Below are 12714 nucleotides of genomic sequence, written 5' to 3'. Positions count from 1 at the left end.
ATACATGCCTTCGTAAGTTGGAAGATACGGTTCTTAATGAGCTTAGAAAAGGACAAACTGGCCTTAGCCTTGGAGATGAAGAAGAGACAGGAAAGCGTGTTTCTTTGAGTCAGTTTTATGGCATTGAGATTAATGATTTTGCTGTAACTGTTGCTGAGACCGCCCTTTGGATTAGCCGCCTTAAAGCAAATGGTGAAACATCAATGTTCTATGATGCTGGTGGAGATGATTTCCCCTTAAGTGAAAAGGCTCATATTGTTGAAGGCAATGCTCTACGCATTGACTGGAATAGTGTATTACCAGCAGCTGAATGCAACTACATTATGGGTAATCCGCCATTTGTAGGAATGAAGTTTTTAACTGCATCGAACAAGTCTGACATGGATGCTGTCATCCCGTTTAAGAAGAATAAGCAGCTTGATTATGTAAGCTGCTGGTATTTCAAATCGTCGAATTACATGAGGGATAATCAGTCAATTGAAGCTGCTTTCGTTTCTACTAATTCGATTTGCCAGGGTCTGCAAGCCTCTTTGATTTGGGGGTATTTGCTTGATAAGGCAAAGATGCATATCAATTTCGGTCAGCAGACCTTCAATTGGACAAGTGAGGCACAAGACAAGGCGCATGTTCATGTGGTCATTGTTGGGTTCTCTTATACTGAGCAAGCGGTAAAGCGATTGGTGCGAGAGGACGGCTCTTTGGATGAATGTGCATCCATAAATCAATATTTGCAGTCAAATACAAGTGTTGTTGTCGAGAAAGCTCGTGAGCCTTTGTGTGATGTTCAGGAGATAAAGAAAGGCGCTCAGCTCATTGACGGAGGAGGTTTTGTTTTACCGTCGCAGGAAGAAAGGGATATGTTTTTGGCGAACGAGCCTAATGCGGAGCCTTATGTTTATCAATATTGGAACGCTCGTGATTTGTTGAATGGAGCTGAACCAAAATACTGCTTGTATCTGGAGAAGTGCTCAATCGAAAAGATTGAGCAAATGCCTTTTGTTCTCGAGAGGGTTCATCGCGTACGTGACTATCGGGCGAACAGCGATAAGCCAACGACGAATGTATTGAAGGACACCCCGACCAAGTTTTTCCAATCGCAAGTTCCTACTGGAAAAAGCGTAGTCATACCTGTTGTCTCATCCAGCAGACGTCGTTATATCCCGATGTGCTTCATGCCAGCCAAGTGCGTTTATACGAATGCGTGCTTCTTTGTTGACAATGCTACCATCTACACTTTTGCGGTATTGATGAGTCGCATGCACAACCTATGGGTTTCGGAAACCGCTGGTCGCATGAAGAGCGATTACCGTTATTCAAAAGATATGGTCTACAACAACTTCATCTGGCCCGACCCCACGTCCGAGCAGCGTGAGACTATCGAAGCCTGTGCGCAAGACGTGCTGGATGTCCGCGAGAACCATCCCGGTGATTCGCTCGCAATCCTTTATGACCCGCAACTGATGCCAGCGGACCTACTGGCCGCTCACAAGGCGCTCGACGCTGCAGTTGAAGCTGCATATGGAGTTGACTTTAATGGTGATGAAGAAAAGATAGTTGCGCATCTTTTTAAATTATATGCTGAGAAGGTGAAAGAGAAGTAATTAGATTTCCGCCAAAACTTAGTGTTTAATTAGATAAATGATATTTTGGAACAACTCTAGCGTTTACCGCTAGAGTTGTTCTTTTAACCGAATAATGAACTTTTCTGCACAATAAAGTGCAACTTTGATGTTTTACTAGCCTTATAAAAATCTTTACGCTTAAGACAATTAATGTTGGGGGAGGCGGAAAGGTGCGTACTAGCAGGTTATTAAATCAGCTTAGTAGGACATCAGAGGCTATTTCTGTCTCACAGCTCGCTCATGAATTTAATGTCTCAGAGCGCACTGTTCAATCAGACTTATCAGATTTACGTTCTACCCAACATAATCATGGTTTTCAGATTGTGTCTGAACGAGGCAAAGGAATACGCCTATTAGTAAAAGATTCAGATTTATTTACTTCCTTTTTAGATTTTTTATCTCATTCAGAGTTTATAGAGCCATCTGAACGATCAAAAACTATTCTTCAAGCTTTGGTCCTTTCGGGGGGATTTGTAAGTGCAGAAGATCTTGCAGTCAATTTTGATTTGAGTGTTCCGGTAGTGAATATGGCTCTTCAAGAAGCATCCCGAATAGGCTCAAATTTTGGAATCGACATTCAACGTACTCGCCATCATGGCACACGTGCAGTCGGAAAACCGGATGACATTCGTTTCTTTTTAGCTAGATCTCTTTTGGCAGGATCGCCTTTAATAGTTTCCGCAATTAGAGAATCTATTGATAAAGAAGAAAAAATATCGACCATTCTTCTCTCATGCCTTTCTAAGATTGGAAGAAATCTTAGATATGAAGATTTTTGCGCTCTTTGTGCCTTTGTAACTATTTGCGCAGCTAATATTGTGAGAGATACAAACGAGGAGCGAGAGTTAAGTCTTACTCCAATTAAATTCCTTGATTTAGCAGAATTAATTTCTGAGGAGATCTATAAGAAACTTGGTCTAAAGCTTACCAAGGTAGATGTTTTATGCATTGCGAAAGCGTTAGGACAGCTTCCGAGTCTAGAAGATGCTCCTACTACAGCTATCTCAGAAGTAAGCCCGGTTATTATTTCATTTCTCACAGGTATTGATGAGGAGTATCAAACGTCTTTTTTAGAGGATAAGACGTTCGTAGAAATGTTAGAAGCACATATAGCACTTCTTGTGAAAAGATTACTTGCTGGGAAAACAGTTACTATTTCATTTGCTGAAAAAAGTGAATTAGGAAATTCGCTCAGCATGGATTTTGCTGTTCAGTTGTGTGAAAAAATTTATAGTAATTTTGGTGTAGAACCAACACAAGACGAAGTATTTTTGATTGCAATGCATTTTATTGCTCATGAGGAAAGAACACGTCAGAATCGTCTTTTTAGCATTGCTCATATCGTTGTTGTTTGTGCAACTGGCGGAGGATCTGCCACACTTGTGAAAATGCAGCTTAGCGGTATATTCCCAAATGCCCAAATTGATACAGTGTCTTATTTGGACCAAAGAGTGCTTGTAGAATTGAATCCAGATTTAATAATATCCATGGTCCCATTGCTAGAAAAGCCTTGTGCTCCAACAATCTATATAAATGAGATTTTAAGTTCCTCTGATCTTTCTGCTATTAGTAATGCTGTTCGACATAGTAATTATGATGTAAACCAAGATTGTGGAACAAAATACACTTTATCTTCTCTGATAGAACCCGAGCTTTTTGCTGTTTCTGATCAAAATACGTATCAAGATATAGTCTATGAAGCGTGTATTGATTGTGTACGCCTTGGATATGCAGATGAAGCGTTCGTCAATTCTGTCAAAGTGCGGGAGAAATTTTCTAATACGATTTTCTTGAATGGTATTTGCGCACCCCATCCTGTAGAGCCTCATGGAATACGGGATGCAATAGCGGTTCGTATTAACAGGAATAAAAAGGAAAAAGAGGTTAGAGTTATTTTTCTTATATGTCTAACCAAACAATCCATTGAGGCTTATAAAGCTATTAGTACTTCTTTATTTTCACTAATGAATAACCAAGAAGAAATTTCACTGCTTGAGTCTTGTAAAAGTGCTGAAGAATTTGTAAATCAGATAAAAAAGATGGAGGTCAGTAAAGATGGATGTTGATCTTCTTGTAAAGCTAAGTAACTCTGATGCGTTGGCCGGTAATGAGGACGAAGTCCGTGAATTGATACAAGCCGAGTGCACTAAGTATTTAAGTGAAACTTTTAGAGATGGACTTGGTAGCCTTATTTTTCATAAGCCCGGTCCAAGCGGATCTCCAAAAATTATGTTTATGGCTCATATGGATGAAGTTGGCTTTATTGTCAGATCTATTTCTGATGATGGCTTGTTATATGTAATGCCAATCGGAAATGTTGTAAATACGAGCAAGGATATGCAGCTTGTTCGCATTCATACCTCTCAAGGAAAAGTTCGTGGCGTACTTAATTCAATTAGGGATAAATCTAATCAGGTCTTGGAAAGTTACGTGGATATTGGATGCTCTAGTGAGAACGATGTTCGAGTATTAGGCGTGAGTGAAGGCGATTTTGTTTACTTTGCGACAGACGCATTGGTTCATGAAAACGGAATAGTTTCTGGAAAAGCCATGGATGACCGAGCCGGTTGTTTTGTTCTCATACAGGCAGTTAAGGAACTTTTTGATTCTTACCCTTGTGACATTTACTTTGCTTTTACAAGTAGTGAAGAGGTTGGGGCACGAGGAGGAAAAACTGTAACAGAGCTCGTTCAACCAGATTTATTAGTTGCAATTGATACAGCAAATTATTCTGGACTTGGTAGCGGATTTAAAAACCATCGAATCTTAGGCGCTGGTCCAATGTTGGTTTATTACGATAAAACATTAGCTCCGAAACGCCGTCTTTTGTCTTACATACAAAAACTTTTAGAAGATGCAAATATTCCTTACCAGAAAGATATTTTTTCTGGTGGTGGTACTGATGCTGGAACAGGTCATTTAGTTAACGCAGGAAGATTGGCAATGGTACTTGGTATTCCCCTTAGGTATTGTCATGGAAGTTGCTCTTTTGTGCAGTTAAAAGATTTAAAAACTGCTGCTCACGTCATTCAGCTAATTTGCAGCAATTTTACAGAGAAAGTATTAAGAGATCTTACAAATTAATGGGAATTTGAGGAAAGAGGGAAGTGCTTAAGTATGAACGAAAGCGAAATCAAAATCCTCACGATGATTTCTTCAGCAGGGGAGAGTAGATCAAAGGCAATTGAAGCATTGAGAAAAGTAAAGGAGGGGGATTACCAAGGAGCTCATAGCTTGCTTGAGCAAGCAAAACAGATTGACTTGGCTGCCCACAAGGCTCAAACAGAACTTATATCAGCCGAGCTCAATACTCCAGAAGCTGATCGTCCTGCAATGACGCTTTTAATGGCTCATGCACAAGATCACTATATGGCTGCTCAACTCGCTAGAGATCTGATTGAAGAACTTGTTGATGTTTTTGAGATTCAGAACCGCAAATAACAATGTGCATTCGTTAAGAATGCCAAAAAAGAAAGGGAGGAAGAAATGAAGATTGTGCTCTGCTGTGCCGGTGGTTTATCAACCACGATGCTTATGGATGCCATGAAAGCTGGAGTAAAAGCAAGTCCAAAGCTTAATGAATCTGACTTCCAGTTTATCGCGATTCCAGTTGATATTTTAGACTCGGAGGTTAGTGATGCCGATGCAGTTGTTCTTGGACCTCAAATTGCTCACAAATTCGAGAGTGTAAAGAATGCATTGGGTGACAAAAACATTCCAGTAATTGTTGTTGATACAGCTACGTATGGTCAAATGGACGGCGTATCAGTACTCAAAAAAGTGTTAGTTGAACAAAAGAAAATCGAACTTGCCTCTGAGAGGGGGTAATTATTATGAATGAGAATACTCATGGGTTTACAGCGGTAATTGATCGTTATTTAACTCCTGTAGCAAATTGGATGGATAAGGAAATTCATTTAAGCGCAATTAAAAAAGCTATGGTTGGCTTAACGCCTTTACTAATCATTGGTAGCTTCTGTTTGATTCCTGGTGCAATTCCAAACATGATTGGTGAGGAAAATCCGCTTTCTCAATGGATCGTTGCAAATGCCTCTGCAATTGAGCTTGCAAACACTGTTGGAATGGGAATGATGGCGCTTTATGCTTCGGTTCTTATTGGGTATCACCTATCGAAGTCGCATGAACTTGATGCACCTGGCTGCATGAGTATGGCGTTAATTGCATTTTTGATGCTTGCTGTCGATTTTTCAAAAGACGGTACTTTGGTAACAAAGTACTTAGGAGCTAAGGGCTTATTTGCATCTATGTTTGGAGCCATTGTTGCAGTCGAATTGTTCCGCTGGTGCAAAAAGCGTAACTTCACCATTAAAATGCCAGAGTCTGTACCAGACTTTGTTTCTCGTTCCTTTGAAATGATTCCAATTTCTATCATCATTATTGGTGTATTTTTAGCAATACGTTTGGTGTGCACAAACGTTTTTGGAGTAATGCCTCCTCTGATTTTTACAAATCTATTTGCACCTTTAGTTGGTTCGATGGACAATCCATTGGCATACACTTTCTTAAAGATGCTTCATTGTTTGCTGTTCTTCTTTGGTATCCATCCGTCTGTTCTCAGCCCAATTACAAGTCCAATTTCTACTCAATTCCTGGCAGAAAATATTGCAAATTATCAAGCAGGACTTCCACTTACGCACTTCTTCTGTCCTGGACCTGAGTCTGCATTTGGTAATTTCACCGGTACTGGAGTTACCTTTGGTCTTGTACTTTGGTGCATGCTCTCTAAGTCTGATGCGCTTAAGAAAATCGGACGAGTAGCATTTATTCCAGCTTTGTTTGGAATCAACGAGCCAATTTTGTTTGGCGCTCCAATTGTTCTCAATCCGTTCTACTTTATTCCTTATGTTATTGGTGGAGGAATTATTGGATCGCTTGGTGGCTGGGCTCAATGGCTTGGCTTAATGGGTAAATCGTTCTTTACACCACCTTATGTCGGAGTTTTCCTTGAAGGTTTTTTGACGAACTTTGACTGGAGATCGATTGTGGTCAACGCAGTTCAGATGATACTGTCTATTACTCTTTGGTATCCGTTCTTCAAAGCTTATGAGCAGAGATTTATTGAGAAAGAACAAGAGAATTCAAGCAGCATTTTGTCTGAAGAGGATGAGGCGCTTCTTGAAGAAATGGATCTTGGAATTTAGTTAGCGTGCTTCGATGAGACTAACTCTATTGAAGAGTTAGTCTCATCTTTTTCAGTTAAGAACAGTTTAAGAAGAGGAGTATATATGAATGGGAATGTCAATTTACTTCAAGATCTTTTGAATGATATGCCCGTTGATGTCCTTCTTCTTAAAAGCAAGACAATAAAGAACTGGCTCGGTACACTAAATGGTAGTGGCTGCTCAATCATCGTAAGTCGTAAATATCAAGGCCTTTTAGTTGATCAAAGATATTTTGCAGAAGCAAAAGAGAAGGAACATGATTTAACGATTGAATTGTTAGCAAGCCAGTCTGAAGAGGCTATTTATGTGAAGCTTTACGAGTTATCGGAAAAGTACAACTGGAAATGCCTGGGAGTTGAATCTGAATCAACTTTAGCAAGTACGTATTTGAAATTATCAGAGCAATTTAAAAGTGTTGTTCTTCTCGATAAGGAACTTACGCTACTGCGTGCGATTAAAACATCGGAAGAGATTAAAAAAATCAGAAAAGCAGTAAATATAACAGATGAGATCTTTAAGGAAGTATCTTCTCAAATTGAAGAAGGAATGACAGAGTATGAAATTAGTGCCTTAGTTCAATATAAATCTATTTGTAGAGGCGCACAAAAAATGTCTTTCGACACTATTTGTGGCATTGGCGAGCGTACTGCATATCCTCATTGTAGGCCTACATCGCGCGCTTTAAAACGCGGTGAGCATGTGATGATTGATTTTGGAATTCAGATTGACAATTACCAGTCAGATATGACCAGGATTTGTTTTTTAGGGAAGCCTAATACAAAGATACTAGAGATTTATAACATTGTTCAAAGCGCCCAGAACGCGGGTATTTCGTCTATTAAAGCTGGAGTTGATTCTGAAGAAGTTGATAGATGTGCGCGTTCTGTCATTTTGAGGGCTGGGTACGGAGAGTATTTTGGACATGGTCTTGGTCATGGAATTGGAATAGATAATTCAACCGAACTGCCTTTATTGAGGCCTGGAAAACATTTTATTCTTAAAGAGGGCATGGTTATGTCATGTGAGCCAGGTATATATATTCCTGGTGTTGGTGGAGTTCGAATTGAAAATGACGTTGCTGTAATTAATGGAGTTGGCGTATCTCTTAATAAAACAACAACTGATCCAATAATCTTAGGAGTTTAAATGGGATACGATTTCGATAAAATTCAAAATCGCTATGGAACATATTGCACTCAGTGGGATTTTATTCAGGATAGATTTGGCAAATCCGGTATTTTGCCTTTTTCAATTTCTGATACTGATTTTTTGCCTCCTGAAGAAGTTTTAAATGTAGTTACTGAAGTTGCAGCTCGAGGACAGTTTGGCTATACCCGATGGAATCATCATGATTTTAAGGGCTCAATTGCATCATGGTTTGAGAGAAGATACAACGCCAGTGTAGATGAGGATTGGATTTTATACAGTCCTTCTGTGATGTATTCAGTTTCTCTGTTAATTCGATTATTAACAGATCCAGGCGATGGAGTTTTATGTTTCGACCCTATGTATGATTCTTTTCCTGGAGTAGTAGAAGGGAATGACCGAACACTTGTAAGAAGCATTCTTTTACCTAATTTAGAGCACGCTTCAGTGGATTGTTTACATAAAACTTTTGAGATTGATTTTGAGCAACTTGATAAGTTAGCAGCTTCTTGCAAGGCAATGTTATTATGCTCTCCACATAATCCCACCGGACGTATGTGGACAAAGGAAGAGCTAAATAGGATTATCGATATTTGTCGAAGCCATAATCTCTGGATTATTTCAGATGAAATTCATGCTGATATTAGTTTGTGTGGCAGAAGAAATATCAGCGTAATCTCTAAGTTAAAAGAATATGAAAGAGTGGTCGTCGCAACATCCCCCACAAAAACTTTCAATACACCTGGTCTTATTGGGTCATATGTGGTCGTTCCGTCTAGTAAAGTTCGTGAAGCATTCTTAAATAAAACTAGGCATGTTGATTTTCTTAATTCATGCAGTACTTTGGGACTATATGCAACGATGGCTGCGTATAACAAATGCGAAGTTTATGTTGATGATCTGTGTTCATACATACTTGGCAATATGCAGGTAATAAAGAGCTTCCTTTCAGATCGCTATCCGAATATAAAATTTGAAATTCCAGAAGCAACTTATTTAGCTTGGATTGATGTGAGCTCTTTGGAAGTATCTTCAAAACAGTTACAGGACGCATTAGTTAATATTGGAAATGTTGGAATTATGCCTGGAGAGACATACGGTAATTCAGGAGCAGGATATTTACGTATGTGTGTTGGATGTCCTAGGGAAAAGTTAAACGATGGATTACGCCGTTTTGCAAAAGGTATTGATAGTCTAAGTTTATAGGGGATTTTGATGGGGAATAAAGTGACTCATAAAAATACAACAAGATCTTTGAGCTTAAAGTCAAAACGTAAGTTAACTATGATGTGGAAATTTCCCATGCGTAGATTTTATGCATATGCTGTCGACTGGGTGCTTTCAGGTCTACTTATTGGTTTTCCAGAGGTTCTAATTTTTGCCTTAGTAACTCATAGCTCTGATATGTTCAGCGATCTGTATGTTTTTAGTGCACTTGGATATTCAAATATGTTTGCTTACATTTGCTGCATACTGTCCTTGATGATTTTTATCGTTTATTACATAGTAATCCCTTGGAAAATTTGGCCAGGCCAAACACCAGGTAAAAAGTTATTTAAATTGCAATGTGAGACTAGTTTAGGAAATAAAGTAGAACTAAAGCAGCTAGTTATTAGGGCAATACCTGGCCTCCTTCTGATTGAAGGTGTTTCGACTATTACGACGAGATATATTATTCAGGCACTTACGCTGGTGTCTGGATTTTATATTGAAAGCTATGTTTTCATAGTAATGTACCTATTAACTATGTTTTCAGCGGTAATGGTTGTAATTACAAAAAACCACCTTGCAATTCATGATTATTTAGCTGGGACAAGAGTTGTGGGAATTGAAGATTTTGACTAGGCGAATTTTCGTTAATTGAAATAGCATGAGAGAGTTTATAACTCAAGTAGAAGACTAAGAGCTTTTCGCATTGCGACATCTATTAGATATAATTTCAGATAAACGTTGGTTATTAAGTAGCTCTTGTATTTAACTTTTATGGGTTTAGATATTGAAAATTTTATAATCGACTTATGATTGTTGGGTTAGGTTGTAGTCTTTAGGAGAGTTTTATGAGTGGGGAGATTCAAAGGCCTTCGGATAAGCTACTCCAGCAAGCTGGAATTGTACTAGAGGAGGTCGAGATAAATGATTGTAGTATTTTGGATAGCGCAATAAAGATTCCATTTGGAAAAATTGCTTCCTTTGGTATGTTAATAGACTCTATATTGAAGAGCAGTCGTTCGGCAAATATGGTTGCTGAGGGCATCTATAAAGTAGTTCTCCCTCAAGGTGCAAAGGCACTTAAGACACTAAAAAATGGAAAAATAGTTGGTGCCTTTGCAAAAATGAATAACGGTGGATCAAAGCCGGCAGAACTTATTCCGGTTGATGGAATAGAGATAGCGGCTTCCAAGAATCCGGAATTATTTGCTGTTGCTGTTGTGCTATTCGAAATAAATAGGAAGTTTGATTTAATCCAGCAAACTCAGCAAGAAATGTTCGAATATTTACGTCAGAAAGATGAGGCAAAGAGAAGAGGTAACCTGGAGATTCTTGTAGACATCCTTGAGAACTATCATTTCAATATAGATAACGATACATACAAAACTAATAAACACATTCTAGTTCAGGATATACGAAAAGATGCTGAACAGGATATTCTTTTCTTTAAAGAACAAATTGTTTCGATATTTGAGGATAAAGAATTAATAGATCTTGATGCGGCTACTGAAAAGCGTGCACTTAAGATTCTTTCACTCTTGAAAGATTACCAGATTGCTGTATATCTATTTTCATTTAGCTCTTTTCTTGAGGCATTGCTGCTTGAAAACTACAATAAAGAATATCTAAATGCGGTAGCAAAGAAGATAGATGACAGATCCATTGAATATCGCAAGGTATACACAACTGCTTATAATCTGCTAGAAGGCAAAGGAAGAGGAACTCTAGAGCAGCAATTACTTGGAATTTTCTCTGGTGCTGGTAGTTATCTTGGAAAAGCCATTGAAAAAACGCCTGTCGGAGATGCAACTCCTATCGATGAAGCATTAATTGGTATGAGCAAAAACCTCGATAGAATTAAAAAGAATCAAATCCATGTTCTTATGGAAAATATGCCTAGTGCAAAAGCTGTAAATGTTAAACCCTTTGTAGAAGGTCTTGTTAATGTAAACATACTTTTCAATAAAAAGGCTGAAATTTTGACAGATGGAGAAGCCATTTATTTGTTGCCGCAAGGGAAGATGTAATCAAACTACCCTCTGTTTCGAAAGGCTCTTGAAAGTTTTTTGAGTTTATAGATAGGCTCTAAATCTTTCTTAGCAATTTTTCAGGCGAGATAGGTTTGGTTTGTGTTATGAATCACAGATTTTCATGTGTCAGATAATGTCGTTTTCTCGAAAGCAGAGCGCAGTTTATGCGCTCTGCTTTGGGGTTGTAGTGTATGGGAATTAAAAGCTCTATGACCTTATTATCTGAGATACCTGTGTGAATATTATTTAGAGAATCGAATAAAATAGTCAGCGTAATGCTGAATCGATTCATGGAATTCCGCCTTGAATATGGTTACACAAAGAACGGACACCTTAAATAGAGAAGGTTACTTATCTCATATTTACGAGACGACCGGGCTACCTACCGGTTCTGGCATACTTTATTAGTACACGTTGCGTTTTCATCTTTGTGGACGTTTGTTGTTAGAAATAACGTCGATGCTCATTAAGGCAGAAAGTCGTTGTTGAGGTTCATTAGATTTTAGCTTTAAGAGGTCATTTAGATACACTATCGTATAAGTGTTCAAGTTAGAAAAAAGATTCCTAAACAGATAGAAGAATTCATATGAACTATGTCCAAAAAGTTCCTGTTGCTATTTGTGGTGTTGCATTAGGTTTTGCAGCACTTGGAAATCTTTTCAAGAACTCTTTTGAAGGCATCTATCTTGCCTGCGGCATAATTTCTATTGTTCTTTTAGCTCTCTATACCCTCAAATTTATGGTGTCGACTAAAACTGTGTTGCGAGAGCTCTCGGATCCAATTGGGCTTTCAGTTGCCGCAACATATCCGATGGCAGTTATGCTGATTTCGGTGTATATGAAGGCCGATATTGGTGATGCAGCACAATTATTTTGGTTTGTAGGAATTGCGTTACACATCCTGTGCATAGCTCTATTTACTTCTCGATATATTGCAAAATTTAATTGGGAGAATGTGCACGCCAGCTGGTTCATTGTGTATGTAGGCATTGTTGTTGCTAGTGTTACGGCACCGGCGTTTACCTTTGAAACAAGTGTTGGCACGGTTGCATTTTGGTTTGGATTTATCTGCCTCGTGGTGCTTTTTATAGTAGTAAGCATAAAGTACATAAAATATGGACCAGTACCTGATTTTGCTGAGTCGCTCGCTTGCATTTATGCAGCTCCAACAAGTCTTTGTATTGCGGGATATATTCAATCTATTTCGCCAAAGTCTGTACCGTTTCTTTTGGTTATGCTTGCAATCGCTTCAATTATTTATGTAGTTTCTTTTGTGTGGTGCATCAGATGTCTTACAAAACCGTTCTTTCCCAGCCATGCCGCGTTTACTTTCCCCTTTGTAATCAGTGCTATTGCGTGCAAGCAAACATCAGCGTGTCTAGCTGATCTTGGCCAGCCACTTCAGTGGCTTGACGGAATAGCTACTGTTGAAACGGTTCTTGCAGCAGGGCTTTGCATTGTTGTACTTGTACGCTTACTTGCATTTGTGCGTGATCAGACTTTGCCTAAAGCGAGATCTATGAG

At 38.8% G+C, this 12714-nt stretch carries 11 protein-coding genes; all 11 read left to right on the top strand.

Annotated features, from left to right (window positions below):
* The coding region (locus tag ABLA33_RS09160; RefSeq protein WP_347720069.1) for a DNA methyltransferase at window positions 1–1601 on the top strand (1601 nt) is incomplete at its 5' end.
* A gap of 191 nt (window positions 1602–1792) precedes the next feature.
* The gene (locus ABLA33_RS09155; RefSeq protein ID WP_347720068.1) at window positions 1793–3688 is read left to right on the top strand and encodes an HTH domain-containing protein; all 1896 of its coding nucleotides are present in this window, start codon (window positions 1793–1795) and stop codon (window positions 3686–3688) included.
* A complete protein-coding gene (locus ABLA33_RS09150) occupies window positions 3678–4706 on the top strand; it encodes a M20/M25/M40 family metallo-hydrolase (RefSeq protein WP_347720067.1) in 1029 nt (342 codons plus the stop codon). Before ABLA33_RS09155 ends, ABLA33_RS09150 begins: the two co-directional genes overlap by 11 nt.
* 33 nt (window positions 4707–4739) lie before the next feature.
* Window positions 4740–5063 carry a PTS lactose/cellobiose transporter subunit IIA gene (locus tag ABLA33_RS09145; RefSeq protein ID WP_311397064.1) on the top strand — a complete coding sequence of 108 codons (324 nt, stop codon included), beginning with the start codon at window positions 4740–4742 and terminating at the stop codon, window positions 5061–5063.
* 45 nt (window positions 5064–5108) lie between these two features.
* On the top strand, window positions 5109–5450 hold the full coding sequence (locus ABLA33_RS09140) for a PTS sugar transporter subunit IIB (RefSeq protein ID WP_311397063.1): 342 nt from the start codon (window positions 5109–5111) through the stop codon (window positions 5448–5450).
* Window positions 5451–5455: 5 nt separating this feature from the next.
* Window positions 5456–6784, top strand: coding sequence for a PTS transporter subunit EIIC (locus ABLA33_RS09135; protein WP_347720066.1), 1329 nt, complete (start codon window positions 5456–5458; stop codon window positions 6782–6784).
* Between the two features lie 84 nt (window positions 6785–6868).
* A complete protein-coding gene (locus ABLA33_RS09130) occupies window positions 6869–7951 on the top strand; it encodes a Xaa-Pro peptidase family protein (protein WP_347720065.1) in 1083 nt (360 codons plus the stop codon).
* A complete protein-coding gene (locus ABLA33_RS09125) occupies window positions 7952–9157 on the top strand; it encodes an aminotransferase class I/II-fold pyridoxal phosphate-dependent enzyme (protein WP_347720064.1) in 1206 nt (401 codons plus the stop codon). It abuts the gene before it with no gap.
* A 78-nt stretch (window positions 9158–9235) separates the two neighbouring features.
* Complete coding sequence (locus tag ABLA33_RS09120) at window positions 9236–9796, top strand: RDD family protein (protein ID WP_347720063.1); 561 nt, start codon at window positions 9236–9238, stop codon at window positions 9794–9796.
* Between the two features lie 212 nt (window positions 9797–10008).
* Window positions 10009–11187 (top strand): hypothetical protein, encoded by a 1179-nt coding sequence (locus ABLA33_RS09115; protein ID WP_347720062.1) that lies wholly within the window; start codon window positions 10009–10011, stop codon window positions 11185–11187.
* A gap of 589 nt (window positions 11188–11776) precedes the next feature.
* Window positions 11777–12714: TDT family transporter (locus ABLA33_RS09110; RefSeq protein ID WP_347720061.1), on the top strand; the 938-nt coding region annotated here is incomplete at its 3' end.

The organism is uncultured Alloprevotella sp., from assembly GCF_963536905.1.
GTDB lineage: Bacteria > Bacteroidota > Bacteroidia > Bacteroidales > Bacteroidaceae > Alloprevotella.
Note: the sequence above shows the minus strand (reverse complement) of the source record. Positions and strands in the feature narration are given on the sequence as shown.